Here is a 23651-nt window from a genome sequence, read left to right on the forward strand (position 1 = left end):
CTCACGGGACCCGGGCCTTCGCTCTTCTCCCCATGGCGTCCGTCACGCCGCCACGGGAACCTCGGGGGTCGCGGTGCTGGTGGCCGGCGTGAGGGCCAGTTCCAGCACCTGGCGGACGTCGGTGACGGCGTGGACGTCCAGCTTGTCGAGCACCTCGGCCGGGACGTCGTCCAGGTCGGGCTCGTTGCGCTTGGGGATGATCACCGTGGTGACCCCGGCGCGGTGGGCGGCCAGGAGCTTCTGCTTCACACCGCCGATCGGCAGGACGCGTCCGGTCAGGGACACCTCGCCGGTCATCGCGACGTCCGTACGGACCAGGCGGCCGCTCAGGAGCGAGGCCAGGGCCGTCGTCATCGTGATGCCCGCGCTCGGGCCGTCCTTCGGGACCGCGCCGGCCGGGAAGTGGATGTGCACGCCCCGGTCCTTCAGGTCGGCGACGGGGAGCTCCAGCTCGGCCCCGTGGCTGCGCAGGAAGCTCAGCGCGATCTGGGCGCTCTCCTTCATGACGTCGCCCAGCTGGCCCGTCAGGGTCAGACCGGCCGCGCCCGTCTCCGGGTCGGCCAGCGACGCCTCGACGTACAGGACGTCACCACCGGCTCCCGTCACCGCCAGGCCCGTCGCCACACCCGGGACCGCCGTACGGCGCTCCGCCGGGTCCTGCGCGGACTCGGGCACGTGGTGCGGCCGCCCGATGAGACCCCGCAGGTCATCGGCACCGACGGTGAACGGCAGCTGCCGCTCGCCCAGTTCGTGCTGGGCCGCGACCTTGCGCAGCAGCCGCGCGATGGACCGCTCCAGGGTGCGCACGCCCGCCTCGCGGGTGTACTCCCCGGCCAGCTTGCGCAGCGCGCCCTCCTCCAGGACGACCTCGTCCTTGTCGAGCCCGGCCCGCTCCAGCTGACGCGGGAGCAGGTGGTCCCGGGCGATGACGACCTTCTCGTCCTCGGTGTAGCCGTCCAGCCGGACCAGCTCCATCCGGTCGAGCAGCGCCTCCGGGATGGCCTCCAGGACGTTGGCCGTGGCCAGGAAGACCACGTCCGACAGATCCAGCTCCACCTCCAGGTAGTGGTCCCGGAAGGTGTGGTTCTGCGCCGGGTCCAGCACCTCCAGCAGAGCCGCCGCCGGGTCGCCCCGGAAGTCGGACCCCACCTTGTCGATCTCGTCCAGCAGCACGACCGGGTTCATCGACCCGGCCTCCTTGATGGCCCGCACGATCCGCCCCGGCAGCGCACCGACGTACGTACGCCGGTGACCCCGGATCTCGGCCTCGTCCCGCACACCACCGAGCGCGACCCGCACGAACTTCCGCCCCATCGCATGGGCGACGGACTCCCCCAGCGAGGTCTTGCCGACACCGGGCGGCCCGACGAGCGCCAGCACAGCCCCACCGCGCCGCCCGCCGACGACAACCAGCCCCCGATCGGTGCGCCGCTTACGCACCGCCAGGTACTCGGTGATGCGCTCCTTCACGTCCTCCAGACCCGCGTGCTCCGCGTCCAGCAGGGCCTTGGCGCCCTGGATGTCGTACGCGTCCTCCGTGCGCTCGTTCCACGGCAGTTCCAGAACGGTGTCGAGCCAGGTCCGGATCCAGGACCCCTCGGGCGACTGATCGGACGCCCGCTCCAGCTTGTCGACCTCCTTGAGCGCGGCCTCCCGCACCTTCTCCGGCAGGTCGGCGGCCTCGACACGGGCGCGGTAGTCGTCGGACTCCTCGCCCTCCTGCTCGCCGTTGAGCTCGCGCAGCTCCTTGCGTACGGCTTCCAGCTGGCGGCGCAGCAGGAACTCGCGCTGCTGCTTGTCGACGCCCTCCTGGACGTCCTTCGCGATGGTCTCGGCGACGTCCTGCTCCGCGAGGTGGTCGCGCAGCTGCTGGGTGGCGAGCTTCAGCCGGGCGACGGGGTCGCTGGTCTCCAGCAGCTCGACCTTCTGCTCGATGGTCAGGAAGGGCGAGTATCCGGAGTTGTCCGCCAGCGCGGACACGTCGTCGATGGCCTGCACCCGGTCGACGACCTGCCAGGCGCCGCGCTTCTTCAGCCAGGTCGTGGCGAGGGCCTTGTACTCCTTCACCAGCTCGGCGACGGCACCGGGCAGCGGCTCGGGCACCGTCTCGTCGATCCGGGTGCCCTCGACCCACAGTGCGCGCCCGGGCCCCGTGGTCCCGGCGCCGATCTTCACGCGTCCACGCCCGCGGATCAGCGCGCCCGGGTCGCCGTCGGCCAGCCGGCCGACCTGCTCCACGGTCCCGAGAACGCCCGTACCGGCGTACGTCCCGTCGATGCGCGGCACCAGGAGCACCCTGGGCTTGCCGGGCTCCGTGCGGGCTGCGGCCTGGGCGGCCTCCACCGCGGCCCGTACGTCCGTGTCGTTGAGGTCCAGCGGAACCACCATCCCGGGCAGCACGACCTCGTCGTCGAGCGGCAGCACAGGCAGGGCCAGCGGTGTGAACGCCGTGGACTCAGCAGCCATGATCTCCCCTTCGGCAGTCAAGTTGAGCTATGCCGACTCAATGCATGTGAGCCCCGGGATGTTCCCGACCCGGTGTTCGCTCTGAGCGATCACCTCTGCCGGACGCCCAACGCCCCGCCTACGGTAGGCCAAGGTAATAGCCACTACCCACCAGCACCTATTACGGGGGCGGAACATGAACGAGCTCGTACGAGCCTGGATCGACGGCTGGGTCGTCTCGCGCGGGGCGGCGGAGCCGTACGCCGAGCCCTGGGGCTGGACGATCGACTCGGGCCAGATGAAGGAGGTCACCCGGCACGTCCTCGGGGCGGTCGACGACGACGTCGAGGAGACGGTCGTCCGTAAGGTGGCCGACTCGGTGACCGGTGAGGGCGTCTGGCTGAAGATCTTCCGCGACCCGGCCGACACCGCGGGCTGGCTGCGCGGCAACTGGTGGATCGACCCCGAGACCGGCTACCTGATGTCCCTCCCCCTCACCTCGACGACCGCCCCCGACGCCCCCTCCGGCTACCGCCTCGCCTCCTGGACGAGGGCCGGGGTGACCCGCGTGATGCTCACCGCCGAGGACGGCTCCCTCGCCGCCCGCGGCCAGATCGCGGTGACCGGCCCCACCGCGGTGGCCGACCAGATCGAAACGGCCCCCCACCACCGCCGCAGGGGCCTCGGCTCCGTGATCATGCACACCCTCCACCACGCCGCCGCCGCGCAGGGTGCCCACACCGCCGTCCTGGCCGGCACACCCGCTGGGCGCGGCCTGTACGAGTCACTGGGCTGGCGCGTGGAGGCCCTCCTGACCAGCGCGAAGTACCTGGGCGGCGAGGGGCCCCACTGACCCGGGCACCGCGACCGCCATCCCACCTTCCCCCTTCCCGCCGTACGCGACCGCGGGCCGCCGCAGGCTGATCGCGCAGTTCCCCGCGCCCCTGAGGACGTGGACCCTTCCCGCCGTATGCGACCGCGGGCCGTCGTCGGCTGGTCGCGCAGTTCCCCGCGCCCCTAAGGGCGCGACCGTCAGCCGCGTACGGTCGCAAGGAACCACGGACGGTGGGCGATGGGGTCAGTCGCGAACGGCGGGGAGGGGACGGGACGGGGGGGTTGTCCGCCCGCAGCGGCCGGCGGAAACCCAGTGAGACCCCGTAGCCGACCAGATCGCCGGACCGAGGACGGACAACCCCCCGGCCCGGCCCCGGCCCACCCACACACCGGATGCGCTACAGCAACCCCCACCGAAGCCGCGCAGGCCGCCGCAGGCATTCGGCGGTCGAAGCCACCAAAGCCTGAGTCAGACCTAATTCCCCCGACACCCCGTCAGGAAAGTGCCAGGATGGCCGGATGGCCACCTCCTACGACATCCCCGAAGTCCTGGACCGTCGCGAGGGCCCGTACGGTGAGATCGTCCTGCGCCGGCACGGAAATTTGCTGCAGATCATCGCCAACGGCTGCTTCCTGATGGACACCTCGGACGGACGCTCGGAGCGCCTGCTCGTCGACGCCGCACTGGACGCCCTCGACGACAGACCCCGCCCTCACCTGCTGGTCGGCGGCCTGGGCGTCGGCTTCTCGCTCGCACACGCCGCAGCGAACCCCCGCTGGGGACGCATCACCGTGGTCGAGCGAGAACGCGCCGTCATCGACTGGCATCGGAACGGCCCCCTCACGGAACTTTCCGACGAGGCACTGAAAGATCCCCGCACCCGCATCGTCGAGGCCGATCTCCTCACACACGTCAATGAGACATACGCCACGTACGACGCCCTCTGTCTCGACATCGACAACGGCCCCGACTGGACCGTCTCGGAGGACAACGACAGCCTCTACTCACCCCCCGGACTGGCAAGCTGCGCAAGGGCGTTGAGCCCCGGCGGGGTACTCGCCGTATGGTCCGCCCAACCCTCCCCGGGTTTTGAAGAAACCTTGTGGAATGCCGGATTCCAACGTGTGCGTACCGAAGAGATCCCCGTTGCCCGGGGCGTTCCGGACGTCGTGCACCTCGGCGTCCGACCTGAATAGCAATGCCGTGGTGACTCCCCGTACGCTGCTTCCCTGACGCCGATCATTCAAGCGTCAATCGCAGACATGGGATCACCCCACTGATTCCGGAAAGCACACTTCAGGGGCGGGCGATGGAGCAGACACACACCTCCCACAACAACGGCACGGCGACGACCTCACCGGGCGCGCAGCGCCGGGTGCTGGTGGTCGAGGACGACGCGACGATCGTCGACGCCATCGCGGCCCGCCTGCGCGCCGAGGGATTTCTGGTGCAAACCGCAGGCGACGGACCGGCCGCGGTCGACACGGCCGAGGCCTGGCAGCCGGACCTGCTGATCCTCGACATCATGCTGCCGGGCTTCGACGGCCTGGAGGTGTGCCGCCGGGTCCAGGCCCAGCGCCCCGTCCCGGTCCTGATGCTCACCGCACGTGACGACGAGACGGACATGCTGGTCGGCCTGGGCGTAGGCGCGGACGACTACATGACGAAGCCATTCTCGATGCGCGAGCTGGCGGCGCGCGTGCACGTCCTGCTGCGCAGGGTCGAGCGCGCCGCACTGGCGGCGACGACGCCCCGCAGCGGCATCCTCCGGCTCGGCGAGCTGGAGATCGACCACGCGCAGCGCCGGGTGCGCGTCCGCAGCGAGGACGTCCACCTGACGCCGACCGAGTTCGACCTCCTGGTCTGCCTGGCGAACACGCCGCGCGCGGTGCTCTCCCGCGAGCAGCTCCTCGCCGAGGTGTGGGACTGGGCGGACGCCTCGGGCACCCGGACCGTCGACAGCCACATCAAGGCGCTGCGCCGGAAGATCGGCGCGGAGCGGATCCGTACGGTGCACGGCGTGGGCTACGCGCTGGAGACGCCGACGCCATGAGCGACGGGCGGAGAGCCGCACGGAGGAGCCCCGGGGAGCCCTGGGGCGGCGTACGCCCGTTCTCGATCAAGACCAAGCTGGGCGCGCTGGTCGTCATCTCGGTGCTGATCACCACCGGCCTCTCCGTGATCGCGGTGCACACGAAGACGGAGCTGCGTTTCATCACCGTCTTCTCGATGATCGCCACGCTGCTGATCACGCAGTTCGTGGCGCACTCGCTGACGTCGCCGCTGGACGAGATGAATCTGGTCGCGCGCTCGATCTCGTACGGCGACTACACCCGCAGGGTGCGTGAGAACCGCCGGGACGAGCTGGGCGACCTGGCCCAGACCATCAACGTGATGGCCGACGAGCTGGAGGCGCAGGACCGGCAGCGCAAGGAGCTGGTGGCGAACGTCTCGCACGAGCTGCGCACCCCCATCGCGGGGCTCAGGGCGGTGCTGGAGAACATCGTGGACGGGGTCACGGAGGCCGACCCCGAGACGATGCGCACGGCCCTGAAGCAGACGGAGCGGCTCGGCCGCCTCGTCGAGACCCTCCTCGACCTCTCCCGCCTGGACAACGGCGTCGTCCCCCTCAAGACCCGCCGCTTCGAGGTGTGGCCGTACCTCTCCGGCGTGCTGAAGGAGGCCAACATGGTCGCCTCGGCGCGCGCGGGGATCGCCTCCGGCTCGGGCAGCCACACCCGCGCGGACGTGCATCTCGCGCTGGACGTGTCGCCGCCGGAGCTGACCGCGCACGCGGATCCCGAGCGCATCCACCAGGTCGTGGCGAATCTCATCGACAACGCGGTCAAGCACAGCCCGCCGCACGGCCGGGTCACGGTCAAGGCGCGGCGCGGGGCGTATCCGGAGTCGCTGGAGCTGGAGGTCCTCGACGAGGGCCCCGGGATTCCGCGGTCGGAGTGGCACAAGGTCTTCGAGCGGTTCAACCGCGGCGCGGTGACCCGGCCGCACGGCCCGGGCAGCGACGGCGGCACCGGTCTGGGGCTGGCGATCGCGCGCTGGGCGGTCGATCTGCACGGCGGCCGGATCGGAGTGGCCGAATCCGAGCGGGGCTGCCGCATCCTTGTCAGCCTTCCGGGGATCCCTCGGTCGGGAAGTTGACGTAGGGTTCGAACCGCAGCCCCAAGATCCACGAGCGTCCGCGCTGACGGACACGTGTGATCAGGCACAGGTCCGCGCCGATCAGGCGCCGGACCTGCATCGACGCACCCTTTGCGCACCCTCACAGAAGCGGAACCCCGCTTGTTTCCCGCCATTTACGGCGCCGAAACACCCTCTGCAATGTGACTTACGCGACGATGAACGGGCCCGACCTGACCTTCTCGGTCTGGGAGGCGTAGCCTTTATTCCCGCTGTCCATCACCTTGTGAAGCGGAAGAGGGCGGTTGCCGCCGTGTCGCCACAGTCCCCCAGTAACTCATCGAGCATCTCGACCGACGCCGACCAAGCGGGCAAGAACCCCGCGGCCGCGTTCGGCGCCAACGAGTGGCTCGTCGACGAGATCTATCAGCAGTACCTCCAGGACCCGAATTCGGTAGACCGTGCCTGGTGGGACTTCTTCGCCGACTACAAGCCGGGGGCCGCCGCGTCCCAGGCCGCGTCGGGTACCACCACCCCGGCTCAGGCCCCGGCTCCGGCCGCGACCGCGGCGGCTCCCGCACAGGCCGCCGCGCCCGCGCCCGCCGCCCCGGCACCGGCCGCCCCGGCTCAGGCCCCGGCCGCGCAGGCCCCGGCTCCGGCTCCGGCGAAGCCCGCCGCAGCCCCGGCCCCGGCCCCGAAGCCTGCTGCCGCCGCCAAGGCCGCCCCGGCGACCGAGGCCCCGGCCGGTCCGGAGTTCGTGACGCTGCGCGGCCCCGCCGGCGCCGTCGCGAAGAACATGGACGCCTCGCTGGAGATGCCGACCGCCACCTCGGTCCGCGCCGTCCCGGTGAAGCTGCTGTTCGACAACCGCATCGTCATCAACAACCACCTCAAGCGCGCCCGCGGCGGGAAGATCTCCTTCACGCACATCATCGGGTACGCGATGGTGCAGGCGATCAAGTCGATGCCGTCGATGAACTGGTCGTACCAGATCAAGGACGGCAAGCCGACGCTGGTCAAGCCGGCGCACGTCAACCTGGGCCTCGCCATCGACCTGGTGAAGCCCAACGGCGACCGCCAGCTCGTCGTCGCGGCCATCAAGAAGGCCGAGACGCTGAACTTCTTCGAGTTCTGGCAGGCCTACGAGGACATCGTCCGCCGCGCCCGTGACGGCAAGCTGACGATGGACGACTTCACCGGCGTCACGGTCTCCCTGACCAACCCGGGCGGCCTCGGCACGGTCCACTCCGTGCCGCGTCTGATGCCCGGCCAGTCGGTGATCATGGGCGTCGGCTCCATGGACTACCCGGCCGAGTTCCAGGGCACCTCCCAGGACACCCTGAACAAGCTCGGCGTCTCGAAGGTCATGACGCTGACCTCGACGTACGACCACCGGGTGATCCAGGGCGCCGCCTCCGGCGAGTTCCTGCGCGTCGTCGCCAACCTGCTGCTCGGCGAGAACAGCTTCTACGACGACGTCTTCGAGGCGCTGCGGATCCCGTACGAGCCGGTCCGCTGGCTGAAGGACATCGACGCGTCGCACGACGACGACGTCACCAAGGCCGCCCGTGTCTTCGAGCTGATCCACTCCTACCGGGTCCGCGGCCACGTCATGGCCGACACCGACCCGCTGGAGTACCGCCAGCGCAAGCACCCCGACCTGGACATCGTCGAGCACGGCCTCACCCTGTGGGACCTGGAGCGCGAGTTCGCCGTCGGCGGCTTCGCCGGCAAGTCGATGATGAAGCTGCGCGACATCCTCGGCGTGCTGCGCGACTCGTACTGCCGCACCACCGGCATCGAGTTCATGCACATCCAGGACCCCAAGCAGCGCAAGTGGATCCAGGACCGTGTCGAGCGCCCGCACGCCAAGCCGGAGCGCGAGGAGCAGCTGCGCATCCTGCGCCGCCTGAACGCGGCCGAGGCGTTCGAGACCTTCCTGCAGACGAAGTACGTCGGCCAGAAGCGCTTCTCGCTGGAGGGCGGCGAGTCCGTCATCCCGCTGCTCGACGCGGTGCTCGACTCCGCTGCCGAGTCGCGCCTGGACGAGGTCGTCATCGGCATGGCCCACCGCGGCCGGCTGAACGTGCTGGCCAACATCGTCGGCAAGTCGTACGCCCAGATCTTCCGCGAGTTCGAGGGCAACCTCGACCCGAAGTCGATGCACGGCTCCGGCGACGTGAAGTACCACCTGGGCGCCGAGGGCACCTTCACGGGCCTGGACGGCGAGCAGATCAAGGTCTCCCTGGTCGCGAACCCCTCGCACCTGGAGGCGGTGGACCCGGTCCTGGAGGGCGTCTCCCGCGCCAAGCAGGACATCATCAACAAGGGCGGCACGGACTTCACCGTCCTGCCGGTGGCGATCCACGGCGACGCGGCCTTCGCGGGCCAGGGCGTGGTGGCCGAGACCCTGAACATGTCGCAGCTGCGGGGCTACCGCACCGGCGGCACGGTCCACATCGTCATCAACAACCAGGTCGGCTTCACGGCCGCGCCCGAGTCCTCCCGCTCGTCGATGTACGCGACGGACGTGGCGAGGATGATCGAGGCCCCGATCTTCCACGTGAACGGCGACGACCCGGAGGCCGTGGTCCGCGTCGCGCGGCTGGCCTTCGAGTTCCGCCAGGCGTTCAACAAGGACGTGGTGATCGACCTCATCTGCTACCGCCGCCGCGGTCACAACGAGTCGGACAACCCGGCCTTCACCCAGCCGCTGATGTACGACCTGATCGACAAGAAGCGCTCGGTGCGCAAGCTCTACACCGAGTCCCTCATCGGTCGCGGCGACATCACCCTGGAAGAGGCCGAGCAGGCGCTGCAGGACTACCAGGGCCAGCTGGAGAAGGTCTTCACCGAGGTCCGCGAGGCCACCTCGCAGCCGACCGCGGTGGAGGTCCCCGAGGCGCAGGCCGAGTTCCCGGTCGCCGTGAACACCGCGGTCTCCGCGGAGGTCGTCAAGCGGATCGCCGAGTCCCAGGTCAACGTCCCGGACCACATCACCGTCCACCCGCGTCTGCTGCCTCAGCTGCAGCGCCGGGCGGCGATGGTCGAGGACGGCACCATCGACTGGGGCATGGGCGAGACCCTGGCCTTCGGCTCGCTGCTGCTCGAGGGCGTGCCGGTCCGCCTCGCGGGCCAGGACTCCCAGCGCGGCACCTTCGGCCAGCGCCACGCGGTCATCATCGACCGCAGCACCGGCGAGGAGTACACGCCGCTGCAGTACCTCTCCGAGGACCAGGCGCGGCTGAACGTCTACAACTCGCTCCTCTCCGAGTACGCGGCCATGGGCTTCGAGTACGGCTACTCGCTGGCCCGCCCGGACGCGCTGGTGCTCTGGGAGGCGCAGTTCGGTGACTTCGTCAACGGCGCGCAGACGGTCGTGGACGAGTTCATCTCCTCGGCGGAGCAGAAGTGGAGCCAGACCTCCGGCGTCACGCTGCTCCTCCCGCACGGCTACGAGGGCCAGGGCCCGGACCACTCCTCGGCCCGCCCGGAGCGCTTCCTGCAGCTGTGCGCGCAGAACAACATGACGGTCGCCATGCCGACGTCGCCGTCGAACTACTTCCACCTCCTGCGGTGGCAGGTGCACAACCCGCACCACAAGCCTCTGGTCGTCTTCACCCCGAAGTCGATGCTGCGCCTGAAGGCCGCCGCGTCGAAGGCGGAGGAGTTCACCACGGGCCAGTTCCGCCCGGTCATCGGCGACGCGTCGGTGGACCCGGCGGCCGTCCGCAAGGTCGTCTTCTGCGCGGGCAAGGTCTACTACGACCTGGAGGCCGAACGGGTCAAGCGCGGCGTCACGGACACGGCGATCATCCGCATCGAGCGGCTGTACCCGCTGCCGGGTGCCGAGCTCCAGGCGGAGATCGCCAAGTACCCGAACGCCGAGAAGTACCTGTGGGCCCAGGAGGAGCCGGCGAACCAGGGTGCCTGGCCGTTCATCGCGCTCAACCTGATCGACCACCTGGACCTCGCGGTCGGCGCGGACGTCCCCCACGGCGAGCGCCTGCGACGCATCTCGCGCCCGCACGGCTCGTCCCCGGCGGTGGGCTCCGCGAAGCGGCACCAGGCCGAGCAGGAGCAGTTGGTGCGTGAGGTGTTCGAGGCGTAAGCCTCCGGCGGTTCAGCAGCCCTGAGGGCCCGGCCCCGAGTTCTTGCTCGGGGGCGGGCCCTTTCGCCTGCCCAGCGGGGTTGTGCTGTTCGTGTGCGGGTGCGGGTTGTGGCTGGCTGATCGCGCCGTTCCCCGCGCCCCTGGGTGAGTCACCCGAGGTACGGCTCGAAGTCCCAGTACGGCCTTGTGCGCTGGCGGGCCGAGATCGTGTGGGGGTGTTGGGCGCCGAGGGCTCGGGTGAGGGCTAGGAGGCCGGTTTCCTCCAGCTTGGTGGCCTCTTCCTGTTCGCGGGCGGCGCGCAGGTCCGCGGCGAGGGCGACCGTGCAGGACAGGGTCAGCGGGTGATCCTCGCCGAGGGTGTGGCGGGCGCGGCGCAGGGTGTCGCGGCTCAGTTCCACCGCGTCGGAGATCCGGCCGGTGAAGTTGCGTCCGCTGGCCGCGTTGAGGGCGCAGCCCAGCACCCACGGGTGGTCGGGGCCGAGGGTGGCGGTGAGGCCGGCCAGGGCGGCCTCGAACATGGACAGGGCCTCGGCGCGTTCCCCGGCGGCCTGCATGACGAGGCCGGTGTTGCTGAGCATGCCGGTGGCGACGGGGTGGGCGGGGCCGAGCAGGGCGCGGTAGCCGGCCTCGGCCTCGTCGATGAGCCGGCGGCACTGGGTGAGGTCGCCGTGCTCGCGCAGGAAGTTGGCGTAGTTGGTGATGAACGACAGGGTGAGGTAGTGCTCGCGGCCGTGCAGCTGGACGAGCTGGTCCAGCAGGCTCGCCATGGAGGGGCCGACGTCCGGTGAGGCTCCGCTCTCGCGGCGGCGGCACATGGCCAGTTGCGCGCGTGCGGCGAGGGTCTGCGGGTGCTGGGCGCCGAGCACCTGCACATGGAGGCGGACGATCGGCTCCTGCCGGGCGAGGGCGTCGCGGTAGCGGCCGAGCAGCCGCAGGTCGTGGGTGACGGCGTTGCCGGAGTTGAGGGTGGTGATGTGCCGGGCGCGCAGCACGCTCTCACGCCGGGTGAGGGTCTCCAGGTCCAGCTCCAGAGCCTCGGCGTAGCGGCCCAGGAGCCGCAGGGCGACGCCCAGGTTGTGCCGGGCGACAAGGGTCTGGGGCTCCTCGGTGCCGAGGAGCTGCTCGTTGCCCTCCAGCACCTCGCGCTGGAGTTCGTAGGCCTCCTCGTAGCGGGCGAGGTGGCGCAGGCCGGCCGCGACGGCGCTCTTGGTGACGAGCTCGCCGAGGGGGTCGCGCTCGGGGGCCTCCTGGAGCTTGGCCAGGACGCCCCGGTGCAGTTCGTAGGCGTCGCGGAACCGGCCGCCGGCCCGCAGCAGGTTGCCCTCCTGGGTGGCGAGATCCAGCATGGGCTGGTCCACCGGGTCCATGAACCGCGGCCACCACTCCCTGACCCGCCGGGCCAGCGCCAGGCCGCCGTTGTACTCGCCGCTGCGCACGCAGTAGCGCAGACAGTTCAGGACCAGTTCCTGCACACGCGGCTGGCGGCTCTCCAGCGCGCCGGACGGCTCCAGATGGGGCAGCAGTTCGGCGTACGTCGGCCAGGTGCGGCTGTCGGCCGGGTTGCCGGGGTCGGCCTCGGCGAGGAGGGTGCGTACGGCCCTGCGGTGCAGGTCGCGGTTGTCGTCGCTGGTGAGCTTGGAGACGATGTCGTGCACCAGCCGGTGCATGTGGACCGACTCCTGGTGCGGGCCCATCTCCGCGGCGAGAGGACCGCGGGTCTCGCGGGTGAGCACCGAGTAGTTGACCAGGGTGTCCAGGGCGCGGGTCCAGGCCGGCAGGTCGGTCGTCATCCAGCGCAGTTCCTCGGGCAGTTCGGCCCGCGGGTAGGCGCGGATCAGACCGAGCGGGATACGGCCGGGGGCGAACGAGGTGCACAGGCTGAGGATGTCGATGGCCTGGGGCTGGGCCCGCCGCAGCCGGTTGAGCAGTATCGACCACGAGGTGAGGGACGACTGCGGGTAGCCGTCGCCGGTGGCGGCGGGCTCGTCCACCGTGGACAGCTTGCGTTCGCGGACCATCCGCAGGTACTCGGACACCTCCATGCCCGACTCGCCGAGCCAGGAGGCGGCCTGCACCAGCGGCAGCGGGACGTCCCCGAACTCGGCGGCGACCTCGTCGGCCTCGGCGGCGGTGATGTGCGGGGCGCGGCGCATCAGGTAGCCGGTGGACTCCGGGCGGACGAAGGCGGGGATGTCCAGGACGTCGGTGTGCTCGCTCCAGCCGCGGTTGCGGGAGGTGATCAGCACATGTCCGGGGCCCTGCGGCAGCAGTGCGGCGGCGCCCTCGACGTCGTCCCAGCCGTCGAAGATGACCAGCCAGTTGGCGTACGGCTCGCCGCGGCGCAGGGCGTTGCGCACGGCGCGGATGCGTTCGCCGGGCTCGTTGCCGATGCTCAGGCCGAGTTCCACGGCGAGTTCGCCGAGGCGGTCACGCTGGATGTTGCGGTCGTCGCTGTTGACCCACCACACCAGGTCGTAGTCGGTGCTGAAGCGGTGGGCGTATTCGGCTCCGAGCTGGGTCTTGCCGATGCCTGACATTCCGACGAGGGCGCAGGCGGCGGCGCCGCGCTCGGCGTCGGCGAGGCGCTGGTGCAGTTCGTTCAGCAGGTCGTCGCGGCCGGTGAAGCGGGGGTTGCGGCGCGGGATCTCGCCCCAGATCTCGGCGCGGGTGTCGGGGTAGCGGACGCGGCCCTGCGTGGCGCGCGGCGGGCGCAGTCGCTCCAGGCCGAGTCTGCTGAGCAGGCGCTCCTCGGCGGCGGCCTCGCCGAGCCCCCACAGGCTGGCCGGTTCCAGGACGGCGGTGGCGGGCAGCAGCGGGCGGTTGGTGAGGTTGACGGCGGCGAAGCGCTCGGAGTTGGCGGCGACGAATCCGCGGAGCACGTCGTTCCACTCGCCCGCGGGGCGGGGGCCCAGTTCGAAGAACCAGTCGTTGAGGACGAGCAGCACCCGGCCCCGGGCGAGCAGCAGGTCACCGAGGGAGTCCTCCAGCGGCACCTCGCGGGGCGGGTCCCAGCGCTGCAGGGTGGCCCGGTGGCCGTTGCGCTCCAGGCAGTGGGCGATCCAGGCTGCCCACGAGCGGTGGTACCCCGGGAAGACCACGAGGAAGTGCTCGGAGGCCGCCGCTCCGTCCCCGCCCGACCGCCGCTGTTCCGCCATCGCCGCTCCTTGTTCCTGCGGCTGTCTCCCTGTCGGACGGCCGCACCGCATAACGTAACGCAATCGACGTTCTACGCAGGGTTACCCGGCCGGTCGGCCGCACTGCCGAGCCTTTCATGGCAGGCGACCATGCCGTGGACGAACTCCCTTCCTGCAGAGGTCAGTTCATCGGATTCACGCAAGATGGACAAGGCTTCGCCCACCCGCTCGCGGTGGGCCTCGAAGCGCTCGGCGGCCCGTCGGCGCCACGCCGTGAAGGAGGTGGGCGAGTCCCGGGCCCGGTGCCACAGGTCCAGCAGCGCCAGATGGGCGTAGGCGCCCTGCAGGACGCCGGGGACGGGGCGCGGGTCGCGCCGCCAGCCGACGCGGTGCAGGGTGCGGCCGTCGGGGCGGCACAGCGGGAGCAGTTCGTCGAGCGCGGCCAGTTTGGTGTGATGCGTCTCGTGCACCAGCAGCTCCACCAGGTCGGCGGGGGTGGCGGGCAGCTGACTGAGGACGGCTCCGGGGGCGGTGTGCAGGGTGGCGCTGGTGGGTGTGCCGGGGCGGGCCGGGGTCGCCAGGGGTACGACGGCCCGTACGAGGGCGGTGGTCTCGGCGACGCGCCCGGGGTCGGTGGCCGACAGCAGGACCCGGGCGTCGCGCCAGCGCGCGGCCCAGGCCGGGTGGTCGGTGTGCGGGCGCTCGGCGGCACGCAGGGCCGCGGGCCCGATCCCGTCGGGCGGGGCCCGGTAGGGGTCCTGGTCGTCGAGGACGGCCGCACTGTCGGGCAGGGGCCGCAGCGCGGACCAGGACAGGGCGCCGTTCCCCGCGCGCGGGTTCGGTCCGGCGACGGGGGCGGCGAGGACGCTGTCGCCGTCGGCGGTGACGCGCAGGCCGTCCGCGCCCGCGGTCAGGGTGACCTGGCCGGGACGGCAGCGCAGGAGGCCGAGGCCGGGAAGGTTCAGTGCGGGGGCGGTCAGGACGCGCTCGGTCCCGAAACGGCAGCCCGCGCGCACCGCCGCGGCCAGCGCCGGGCCGGTCAGCCGGCCCAGGTGCTCCTCGAACTCCGGCCCGTCGGGCACGGCCAGGGCCTCGGCCAGCCAGGCGCCGATGGTCGGGTAGTCGACGACGTCCCGAACGGCGGCCGCGTCGGTCTGTTCGGCCCGGACCAGGAGCGTCCAGTCGTCCTCCAGCCGGCGCCGCACGGCGGCCGAGAGACGGTCGCCCGTGCGGTCGGCCCTGACGAGCAGGGCCTTGAGCAGCAGGAGCCGATGGGAGTGGAGCGCGGCACGCAGTGTCGCCGTGAGGGCGGGCCGCGGCCGGGTCCGCGCCAGCGGGGAGAGAATCTCGAAAGAGCCGGGCGCCGGGGTCATGCCCCGGGGTCCTCACCCCGGGGGGAGTCTCCGTGACCGGCCGAAAATGGACGTACGCGGGGCCGGTCCGTCACGCCGTCCGGGTCGGGGTTGGCGTACCAGATCATGTGCGGTTCGCGGGCCCGGCTCAGCACCCGGTCCACCGCCGCGATGAGCCCGGGATCGTCCATGGCACGCAATGCCCGCAGGTCGACGTAGGTGAGGTCGGGCAGGGGCGCGGTCCGTACGGTGTGCGCGCCAGGGCTTGCCGCCCTCTCCCTCTGCTCCGGCACCCTCGGCTCCTCCCTGCCCGCCACCGCCCCGCACGGCTGCATTGGCTGCCCAGTTCTTCCCGACGGGCCCGGAACGGAAACCCTGTGTGGATCAACTCCGGTCAGTCGAGGCGCTGGTGGACCATTCCCGCGCCCAGGGCCACCAGGGCGGTGCGGCCTCGTTCCAGTCCGGCTCGGTGAGTCCGGCGGGGGCGGGGGCGCTCGCGTCCAGCGCCCGCTCGGCCGCGCGGGTCAGCTCCACATCCCCCCAGTCCACCTCGCGCAGCGCCCCCACCAGCCGCTGCCACTGCTCCCGGGCCGCCCGGTACGCCTCCCGCGCGGCGCCGGGACGGCCCATGAGCGCGAGGACCGCTCCGCAGGCGTGCCGGGCCCGGGCCGCGGTCATCGAGCCGGGGTCGGTGCCGTGGGCGGCGCGCGCCTCGCGCTCGGCGTTCTCGTATGCCTGGAGGGCGTCGACGAGGACGGGGGCGCCCGCCCGGTACCAGCCCTCCAGGCGGACGCGGCCCAGTTGCAGCCAGGCCTCGGCGCGTACGCCGGCGTCGGCCGCCGCCCGTACCGCCTGTCCCAGCAGATGCCGGCTCTCGAACAGATCCGGCAGGAAGCCCAGATGCCGGAAGCGCTGGGCGAGCGCGCTGCCGACCAGGCCCTGGAGGCGGCCGCGTTGGCCGGAGCGGGCGGGCAGTGCCTTCAGGGCCTCGCGCAGGACGTTCTCCGCGCGGTCGACGACGGATGCGCCGTCCTCGGCGGAGGCCCGCCGCAGCAGGGACTCGCCCCAGGCGGTGAGGAGTTCGCAGCGGCGGGGGCTGTCGGCGGGGGCGAGCATGGCGGCGGTCTCGTACGCCTGGTCCGCGGCCCGGGCCTCACCGGCCGCGTCGTGGAACGCGGCGCGGGCGGCCAGCACCGGCAGCAGCAGCTCGGGGTCGCGGCCCGCGGCCTCCTCGGCGCGGTCGAGGGCGTCGCGGATGCCGGTGTCGTCGGCCCCGGCGCCGCGCAGGGCCGCGGCGAGGTCGAGCAGGGCCCGGCTGCGGACGGAGGCGGAGGCGCCCTCGGCGTCCAGCAGGGCGCAGGCCTCGCGCAGTTCGGACGCGGCCGCGCCGGGCCGGCGCAGGGCGAGCAGCAGGCGGCCGCGGTGCAGCAGCCGGGAGCGGTGGGCCGCGGGCCAGGGGTCGGCCTGGTCCGGCGGGGCGGCGCGGCGGGCGGCCTCGGGCCAGGGCGCGATGTCGGGGGCCAGTACGGCGAGGGCGGCGGTGAGCAGCTCGCGCTGTCCGGTCAGCCGCCACAACTCGTGCCGGGCGGCGGCCAGTTCGAGGGCCGCCTCGGCCTGTTCGACGCTGTCGGCGGCAGCCCCGCCGTGCGCGGCGGCGAGCTCCGTCACGGCCTCGCGCAGCAGTTCCGTACGGCGGTCACCGGTGCGGGCGGCGGCGGTGCCGGCCTCGGCGCGCAGGACCTGGCCGAGGACGAGGCGGGCCTGTACGCCCAGCGGCTGGGCGGTGTCGCCGGCCTGGGCGCTGTCGCCGGGCCGGGTGTCGACGGCCCGTACCGCCGCCTCGGCCTCCTCCCGGGCCCTGTGCAGCACCGCGGGGTCGGCGAGGCTGCGGTACTGGCCGAGCAGCCTGCGGGCGGCGGCGACCGGCTGGGCGGCGACCAGGTCGGGCAGGTAGTGGCGCAGCACGCGCGCGGGGATACGGGCGAACAGCTCGGCCCGGGCGTCGCCGTGGGCGTCCGGCTCGGCCGCCTCCGCGAGGGCCTCGGCGGGGTCGGGGTCCGGGGCGGCGTGGTCGGCGAGGCGGGCCGCGGCCAGGGCGGCGAAGTTGCGGGTGCCCTTGCCGAAGTGGCGTTCGACGTAGGCGGAGCAGTGCTTGAGGACGAGGACGGCGGTGTCCTGGTCGAGGGAGCCGAGCAGCAGGTCCTGGAGGCGGCCGGGGTAGGCGAAGCAGGGCTGGTCGCCGGTGCCGGGCAGTTGCCGCAGCAGGCCGCCGAGGAGCACCTCGGCCAGTTCCATGGGGCCGGTGTCGGGCAGCATGGCCCGCTGCACGAGCTGCATGACCGGCAGGGTGAGCGGCGCGGCCGCGAGGTAGACGGCGAGGCGGACGGCGCCGGGGGAGGCACCGGCCCGGAAGGCGCGCAGCAGCTCCTCGTCGGTGCGGGCGCGGCCCGTGGGCACGGCGGCCGGTCCGGCGGGCCGCGGGGCCGTCCAGGCGGCCCAGGCGCGCTCGCTGGTGGGCCCGGTGCCGGACAGCAGCCGCGCCCACGCCTCGAAGGCCTCCGGGGTGGGTTGCAGGACCGGCACGGGCCGGGCGTCGGGCGCGGGCTCGTCCCAGGGCTCCTCGTCGGGCTCGAAGTCGATCCGGCCGCCCAGTTCGCCGGGGCGCACGAGCGTTCCGGGTTCGGCGGGCAGGGCCGTACGCCCCCACAGGCGCGGCGGCAGGGGCTGGACGACGGCGATCGGGGAGGTGCGGGGCCAGGCGTGCAGCAGCCGCTGGGCGCTGCCGTTCTGCCACAGCGGGCCGACGCAGTCGCTGATCACCACGGTGAGGCGGCGTCCGGTGGGGTCGTGCAGTTCCTCGGCGGAGCGCAGCCGGGTGTGCCGGCCGGGTCCGGCGGTCGTGCCGACGAGCGGGGTGCCGCCGCCGTCGGCGTACAGATGGTGGACGCGTACGGAGTCGAAGGCGCCGGACTGCTGGCAGGCCTGGCGCAGTTCCTCGACCATCTGGCCCCAGACGGCCATGGCGGGACCGGTGTCCATCAGCAGCTGGATGTCGCAGCGCCGGCGGCGGCCGGTGCGCGCGACGGGCAGCAGGATGCCGCTGGCGGCGGCGCGTTCGGCGGTGGCCTCCTCGTCGATGCCGCCGTCCTGCGCGGTGTCGGCGGTGACGCGGTAGCGGCCGAGGGCGCGCAGCGCCTTCTCCAGGCCGAGCAGCCCGGGCAGCGCGCTGGCGGCGGGCACCCGCACAGGGAACGACGGCGCGGTGTCCTCCGTGGCGTCGCTCGAGCGCGGGCCTCCGCCGCCCGACCGGTACAGGGGTACGACGTCGGAGGAGCGGTCGGGCGCGGGCCGCGGCCCCTCACCCGGGTCGCCGGCGTCGGCGCCGTCGGCGGCCCCGTCGTCGGGCGGGGAGTCCCGGCCGGTGTCCGGCGGCAGCACGGCACCGCCGGTGGGCGCCGGGTCCGCGGGGGCGTCGCGGGACGGGCGCGAGCCGATCCGCCGGGCCAGCCAGACCGCGTCCGCGACCTCTTCGGCGGTGAGGTCGAGGCCGCCCTGGCGGAGCCTGCGGATCAGCTCGTCCAGATGCATCCCCGGCATCCGGTCATCACCTCGAACGGTCGAGTGGCTGCATGAGCAGGTCCGCGATCCGCTCGCGCGTGACGCGTTCCGCGTGGGGGGCGTGCTGGGTGAGGAAGAGCGCGTTCAGCAACTGGTCGGCGGCGACGACCTCGCCGGGTTCGCGGTCGAGGAAGCGGTCGATCAGATCGCGGCCGGTGCTGACGCTGTCGTCGCCGAGGTGGGCGGCGACCATGGCGGTGAGCTGCTCCTCGCCGGGCGGCTCCAGTTCGAGCTGGACGCAGCGCCGCAGCAGCGGGGCGGGGAAGTCGCGTTCGCCGTTGGAGGTCAGGACGATCACCGGGAAGGCCGTGCAGGCGACCCGCCCGCCGTGCACCTCGACGCGCCGGCCGTCGTGGGTGAGCACCTCCACGACCGGCTCGCGGTCGGCGATCCGCTCCAGCTCGGGGATCGCGAACTCGCCCTCCTCCAGGGTGTTCAGCAGGTCGTTCGGCAGATCGAGGTCGCTCTTGTCGAGCTCGTCGATGAGCAGCACGCGCGGTAGTTCCGCGGGCAGCAGGGCGGTGCCGAGCGGGCCGAGCCGGATGTACGAGCCGATGCCCGAGGCGGTCGCGGCCCCTGCCTCCGTGCCCTGGGCGCGCTCCAGCTGGACGTCCTGGAGCCGGCCGATGGCGTCGTAGCGGTAGAGGCCGTCCTGGAGGGTCGTACGGCTGACGATGGGCCAGCGCAGCACGCGGCCGAGGCCGAGTTCGTGGGCGACGGCGTAGGCGAGGGTGGACTTGCCGGTGCCGGGGTTGCCGGTGACGAGCAGGGGGCGGCGCAGATAGAGCGCGGCGTTGACGGCGTCGACCTCGGCGGGGCGGGGCGCGTAGTTCTCGACCATCCGGCGGCGTACGCCGAGGCGGCGGGCGCTGCTGGGGTCCTCCGGGCCCGCCTCCGGGTCGCTGCGGCCGGCCGCGAAGTCGCGCCACGGGGGCGGCTCGGGTAACTGCCGCACACCGTCGTGCGGCTGACCCACGCCGCGGTAGATCCGCCAGTCGTTCACCTCGGTCTCCTCCCGGCTGTGGTGATCGTGCTGTGGGTCCGGCCGTTCGACGTACGACGTTACCGTCAGGCGGCCGGGCCTGCCGAGTTCCCGGACGCGTCGGGTCTCATTTCCGATCCACCGAAAGTCCGTGCAGGACAGTGGGGTTGACGGTCATTCAGTTGTCGGGGCCGACCAGTGGCGGAGGCTGCATGGTGTCCTCTCCGTGCGGGGGCCGGTCCGGGGGATCGAAAAGCACGGCGATCTTGCCTTTGAGACCTTGCGCGCGGGCGGTGTCCGGATCGGCCAGGCTGATGCGCAGCTCGCGCACCGGTTCGTGCAGTCCGTCCGCCTGGCCGGCCAGCTCCAGCACCCGGGCGGCCTGGTGGTGGAAGGCGGCGCAGTCGGCGTGGTCGTGTCCGTCGCGGCGCCACAGCAGCACCGCGTGGCCCGCGGTGAGCGCGGCCGCCATCGCCTCCCGGCCCTCGCGGCCGGTGACCGGGCCACAGTGCACGGGAACACGGCCGTCCGTCAGCGTGGACAGCCTGCCGTACGCGGCGACGGCCGACTCCCGGCGGACGCCCGGGGCATGCCCTTCGGCGGGCGCCTCCGCGCGCAGCGGGGTGTGGCCCAGCCGGCCGCGCCGTACACCGCCGAAGCGCGTGCGCCACTCGGGGCTCGGGGCGCGGGTGTTGCGCTTGAGGTCCCGGATGACGACCGTACGGCGCAGGCCGAGCGGCACGGAGTCCTCGTCGAAGTCGAACTCGAAGTCGGCGTCTGCGTCGAGGTCGAGATCCAGGTCGTCGTCCTCGGCCGGAGGGTCCCCCTCCGGGACGAGCCGCCACTCGTCGACGGGCAGGTCGAACAGCCGCCGCGGCAGGAACACCTCGACGGCGGCCAGGTGTTCGCCCTGGTCGCCCTGGCGCAGGGCCCGCAGCAGCGGCTCGCGGATCGCGTCGTAGAGGCCGTCGAGCGGTACGCCGCGGTCGTCGGCCGCGACCGGGGTGACGTCCTGGCCGTCGTACAGGAGTTGGACGCTCCACGGGTACAGGTCGCCGTAGACGCGGTCGCCGACGCGGACGAGGACGTCGGCGCGCAGCCGGGGTTCGGTGGGGCGGGTGGTGATGAACAGGCCGCGCAGCAGGCCGTCGATGGTGTCGCGGGCGCCCCAGTGGGCGTGCCGGCGGGCGTGTTCGGTGATCCAGTCGGCGAACGCGCGCAGCCGCGCCCGGTCGACGCCGGCGGGGTGCGTCTCGACGGTGTGCCGGGCGACCTCGGCGGCGTAGAGCAGGACGGCGTCGAGTTCGGCCTCGGATCTGCTGCGCAGGGCCTGGCGGTCGCGCAGGCCGAGCAGCAGGCCCGCGCCCTCGCGCCAGGTGCGGGGCTCGTGCAGGATCGGCGAGGGCTGGCCGACGCCGGTGACCCGGCGGCGGACGTTGTGCACCAGGGTCATGACCTCGCCGCTGCGGCCGGGCGGCGGCAGGTGCGCGAAGTGGCCGTAGAGGTGGACCCGCAGCTCGGGGGTGACACCGGCGGCGGCGTAGCCGGGCAGGCCGCTCTGGACGGTGGTCCAGTCGGCGTCGGCCGAGCCGTCGAGGTACCGCTGGAGGTGGTGCAGGTCGTGCTCGCGGACGACGGTGTGCAGCAGGTCGCCGCCGCGGACGTCGAACAGCTCGCGCAGGGCGGTGACGGCGACGGCGGCGCCCTCGTGTTCGTTGCGGCCCTTGTTCATGCCGACCAGCGCGCCGTGCCGCAGATCGACGACCGGCCCGCCGGAGACGCCGTCGACGAGCCGGCCGCCGCCGAGCACCAGCGCCCTGTCGTCGACACCCTGGATCTCGCCGGTGACGTCCCGTACGCCGAGCTCGCCGGTCTGGCGCGACCAGCCGTGCAGACTCACGGGGGTGCCGAGCACGGGTGCCCGGTCGCTCAGCCACACGCACGGGGCGTCCACGGCGTCGGGCACGCGCACCAGGGCGACGTCCGGGAAGTCCCAGTGGCGCCGGCCGGCGTCGGCCTCCTCGGGGCGGGGCTTGGCGAGGACCACCTCACCGGTGGTGCGGCCGCCCTGCCAGGTGACGCCCACAGCGCTCTCCCCTCGCCACACAGCCGCTCCCCCCTCCGCCACCACATGCGCGCAGGTCAGCAACCAACCCGGCGCGACGAAGAATCCACTGCCCCAATATCCGTCACGGTCCGGTGCATACCCGTCACGCGGCGCGACGATGCGTGCGAGCGAGGGGCGCACCATCTCCTCGAGGGCGCTCATACGACGCCGGAGGCCGGGTCGGCGGCCCCCGCGGCAGTGCTGCCGCCCGTGCCCGGGCCGGCCGTGTCGCCGTCGCTCGGGGGCTCGGTCCAGGTCAGGGACACCGACAGCGTGGCCTGGCCGCCGCCGCTCGCGATGGCGCTCACGATCCGGCCGGCCTGCGCCGACAGTTCGATGCCGAAGCTGACGCTGACCTCCACGGGTGCCGTGGTGTCGAGACCGGCGCGCAGGGAGCGCACGACTCCGCCGACGGTGCCGGCGAGGCCGCCCGCGAGTTCCATGACCCGGTCCCCTGCGCCGGTGTCCCGGTATCCGCCCCCGTGGGGCGCTCCTTCGTCGTCCGTACCGATCCTCGCCCAGACGACGGTCCCGTCGTCGAGCCGTATCTGCTGGATCCCTCCGCCCATGGCGCCCCCGTCCGTTCGCAGGTACTGCTGTGGCTCTACCGCAATGGGAGGGAAAGGCTAACTCCCGATGAAGTCGGGGAGCGAGGGAGAACGATCAACTGGCCGAAGTGGAGCGGTGGTTCAGGGGGGTCCGCCGGTCCGGGGCGGTCGTCCGCCGGGCGGGTGCGGTCACTCGTCGTCCTCGTCGTCCAGCCGCGCCAGCCAGGTGGCGAGCCGCTCGACCGGCACCTCGAAGTCGGGGTTGAGATCCACGAACGTCCGCAGCTGCTCGGCGAGCCACTCGAAGGTGACCTCCTCCTCGCCGCGCCGCTTCTCCAGCTCCTCGATGCCGCGGTCGGTGAAGTACATGGGGTGTTCTCTCCTGCGTACGGGGGTGACGTTCCGGTACGTCAAGCGTAGGCGGAGGTGCGGCAGGCCAGGGCCTCAGGTCCGGGGCCCCGGCCTCCCGAAGCCGCTCAGTCGCGGGGGCGCATCACGGCGTGGACCAGACCGACGGCCCCGTGGGTGAGCAGGACCGCGCCGGCCGCGAGCCAGCCGCCGCTGCGGCGACGGGCGCCGTGGACCAGGAAGGGGACGGCGAGGGCGACCTGGGCGAGGGCGAGGAGGCGGGCCTCGGTGCCGCCGGAGGACGGGAGGCGGGGGCCGAGGGTGCCGCGCTCGACCACATCGAGTTCGGCGCGGACGGTCTCGCGCAGGCCGGCCCACTCGATCTGCCGTACCTCTGGATGGCTGCGGGCCGCCTCGCGCAGGCGGTCCACGGGTTCGCCAGGGGTCAGGCCGTCGGGCAGGGACACGCCCACGCGGGTGAGGACGGCGATCAGGCCCCGCACACGCGTGTGCCCGTCGGCGTCGGGGTCCGGCTTCGTCAGCCGGTCCAGGGCCTGTACGTCCAGGACGGGGTCGAGTCCGAGCCGTGCCGCGAAGGTGCGCATGGCCTCGTCCTCGCCCGCGGGCGTGCCGTCGGCGAGCCAGACGTAGCCGACGCCGCGTCGGAAACCGGAGGCCAGGGTGTAGCCGCTGCGGTCGGCGTCCCACCACAGGGCGAGCACGGGCCAGGGCGCGGCGACGGCGAGGGCGGTGGCCCAGCCGGTGAGGACGCGGTCGACGGGTTCGCGGCCCTGCAGCCAGGGCTTCCCCTCCGGCACGAGCACGCTCCAGCCGTCGCCGGCCGGGGCGAGCAGCACGGGTTCGCGCAGCAGCTGGGCGGCGGGCGCGACGGAGTCGGGTTCCGCCCGGCAGAGCAGCAGGGCGCCGGGGGCGCGTGCACCTTGGGCACCGAAGCGGGACTCATCCGTCGACATGGTCACACGCTAGGACAATTCACCCCCTTGCGGGGGCGACTGATCACCAGAACGAGTGG

General features: G+C 72.9%; 14 protein-coding genes. 5 read left to right on the forward strand and 9 right to left on the reverse strand.

Annotated elements, in window-relative coordinates:
• Positions 1-42: 42 nt before the first annotated feature.
• Complete coding sequence (lon, locus tag RKD23_RS12555) at positions 43-2466, reverse strand: endopeptidase La (RefSeq protein WP_424853761.1); 2424 nt, start codon at positions 2464-2466, stop codon at positions 43-45.
• 175 nt (positions 2467-2641) lie between these two features.
• Between lon and RKD23_RS12560 the strand changes: the two genes are divergently transcribed.
• The 5 genes from RKD23_RS12560 to RKD23_RS12580 all read left to right on the forward strand — a co-directional run bounded on the left by RKD23_RS12560 (position 2642) and on the right by RKD23_RS12580 (position 10529).
• The gene (locus RKD23_RS12560; RefSeq protein WP_424853762.1) at positions 2642-3298 is read left to right on the forward strand and encodes a GNAT family N-acetyltransferase; all 657 of its coding nucleotides are present in this window, start codon (positions 2642-2644) and stop codon (positions 3296-3298) included.
• Between the two features lie 500 nt (positions 3299-3798).
• Complete coding sequence (locus RKD23_RS12565; RefSeq protein WP_424853763.1) at positions 3799-4476, forward strand: spermidine synthase; 678 nt, start codon at positions 3799-3801, stop codon at positions 4474-4476.
• Between the two features lie 113 nt (positions 4477-4589).
• A complete protein-coding gene (locus tag RKD23_RS12570; protein ID WP_404042279.1) occupies positions 4590-5333 on the forward strand; it encodes a response regulator transcription factor in 744 nt (247 codons plus the stop codon).
• Positions 5330-6439 (forward strand): HAMP domain-containing sensor histidine kinase, encoded by a 1110-nt coding sequence (locus RKD23_RS12575; protein ID WP_404042280.1) that lies wholly within the window; start codon positions 5330-5332, stop codon positions 6437-6439. The genes RKD23_RS12570 and RKD23_RS12575 overlap by 4 nt, the downstream gene beginning before the upstream one ends.
• Before the next feature lie 292 nt (positions 6440-6731).
• A complete protein-coding gene (locus tag RKD23_RS12580; RefSeq protein ID WP_424853764.1) occupies positions 6732-10529 on the forward strand; it encodes a multifunctional oxoglutarate decarboxylase/oxoglutarate dehydrogenase thiamine pyrophosphate-binding subunit/dihydrolipoyllysine-residue succinyltransferase subunit in 3798 nt (1265 codons plus the stop codon).
• 149 nt (positions 10530-10678) lie between these two features.
• Here the strand turns inward: RKD23_RS12580 and fxsT are convergent, their stop codons facing one another.
• The 8 genes from fxsT to RKD23_RS12620 all read right to left on the reverse strand — a co-directional run bounded on the left by fxsT (position 10679) and on the right by RKD23_RS12620 (position 23592).
• Entirely contained in the window at positions 10679-13684 is a 3006-nt protein-coding gene (gene fxsT / locus RKD23_RS12585) for an FxSxx-COOH system tetratricopeptide repeat protein (protein WP_424853765.1), read from the reverse strand.
• Between the two features lie 71 nt (positions 13685-13755).
• On the reverse strand, positions 13756-15036 hold the full coding sequence (locus RKD23_RS12590; protein ID WP_424853766.1) for an aKG-HExxH-type peptide beta-hydroxylase: 1281 nt from the start codon (positions 15034-15036) through the stop codon (positions 13756-13758).
• A gap of 363 nt (positions 15037-15399) precedes the next feature.
• Positions 15400-18612 carry an SAV_2336 N-terminal domain-related protein gene (locus tag RKD23_RS12595; protein ID WP_424853767.1) on the reverse strand — a complete coding sequence of 1071 codons (3213 nt, stop codon included), beginning with the start codon at positions 18610-18612 and terminating at the stop codon, positions 15400-15402.
• Between the two features lie 7 nt (positions 18613-18619).
• A complete protein-coding gene (locus RKD23_RS12600; protein WP_424853768.1) occupies positions 18620-19636 on the reverse strand; it encodes an AAA family ATPase in 1017 nt (338 codons plus the stop codon).
• Between the two features lie 157 nt (positions 19637-19793).
• Positions 19794-21884, reverse strand: a complete 2091-nt coding sequence (locus RKD23_RS12605; RefSeq protein WP_424853769.1) for a trypsin-like peptidase domain-containing protein — start codon at positions 21882-21884, stop codon at positions 19794-19796.
• Entirely contained in the window at positions 21881-22291 is a 411-nt protein-coding gene (locus tag RKD23_RS12610) for a CU044_2847 family protein (protein ID WP_424853770.1), read from the reverse strand. Before RKD23_RS12610 ends, RKD23_RS12605 begins: the two co-directional genes overlap by 4 nt.
• A gap of 168 nt (positions 22292-22459) precedes the next feature.
• The gene (locus RKD23_RS12615) at positions 22460-22639 is read right to left on the reverse strand and encodes a DUF6104 family protein (RefSeq protein ID WP_003992906.1); all 180 of its coding nucleotides are present in this window, start codon (positions 22637-22639) and stop codon (positions 22460-22462) included.
• 107 nt (positions 22640-22746) lie between these two features.
• On the reverse strand, positions 22747-23592 hold the full coding sequence (locus RKD23_RS12620; protein WP_424853771.1) for a hypothetical protein: 846 nt from the start codon (positions 23590-23592) through the stop codon (positions 22747-22749).
• Positions 23593-23651: the final 59 nt, after the last annotated feature.

This window comes from Streptomyces sp. SAI-170, from assembly GCF_049739565.1.
Classification (GTDB): Bacteria; Actinomycetota; Actinomycetes; order Streptomycetales; family Streptomycetaceae; genus Streptomyces.

Coding starts and splice junctions, on each gene's coding strand:
- lon (WP_424853761.1), bottom strand. CDS start 2,466: ATGGCTGCTGAGTCCACGGCGTTCACACCGCTGGCCCTGCCTGTGCTG.
- RKD23_RS12620 (WP_424853771.1), bottom strand. CDS start 23,592: ATGTCGACGGATGAGTCCCGCTTCGGTGCCCAAGGTGCACGCGCCCCC.
- RKD23_RS12575 (WP_404042280.1), top strand. CDS start 5,330: ATGAGCGACGGGCGGAGAGCCGCACGGAGGAGCCCCGGGGAGCCCTGG.
- RKD23_RS12570 (WP_404042279.1), top strand. CDS start 4,590: ATGGAGCAGACACACACCTCCCACAACAACGGCACGGCGACGACCTCA.
- RKD23_RS12565 (WP_424853763.1), top strand. CDS start 3,799: ATGGCCACCTCCTACGACATCCCCGAAGTCCTGGACCGTCGCGAGGGC.
- RKD23_RS12610 (WP_424853770.1), bottom strand. CDS start 22,291: ATGGGCGGAGGGATCCAGCAGATACGGCTCGACGACGGGACCGTCGTC.
- RKD23_RS12615 (WP_003992906.1), bottom strand. CDS start 22,639: ATGTACTTCACCGACCGCGGCATCGAGGAGCTGGAGAAGCGGCGCGGC.
- RKD23_RS12560 (WP_424853762.1), top strand. CDS start 2,642: ATGAACGAGCTCGTACGAGCCTGGATCGACGGCTGGGTCGTCTCGCGC.
- RKD23_RS12590 (WP_424853766.1), bottom strand. CDS start 15,036: ATGACCCCGGCGCCCGGCTCTTTCGAGATTCTCTCCCCGCTGGCGCGG.
- fxsT (WP_424853765.1), bottom strand. CDS start 13,684: ATGGCGGAACAGCGGCGGTCGGGCGGGGACGGAGCGGCGGCCTCCGAG.
- RKD23_RS12605 (WP_424853769.1), bottom strand. CDS start 21,884: ATGAGCGCCCTCGAGGAGATGGTGCGCCCCTCGCTCGCACGCATCGTC.
- RKD23_RS12595 (WP_424853767.1), bottom strand. CDS start 18,612: ATGCCGGGGATGCATCTGGACGAGCTGATCCGCAGGCTCCGCCAGGGC.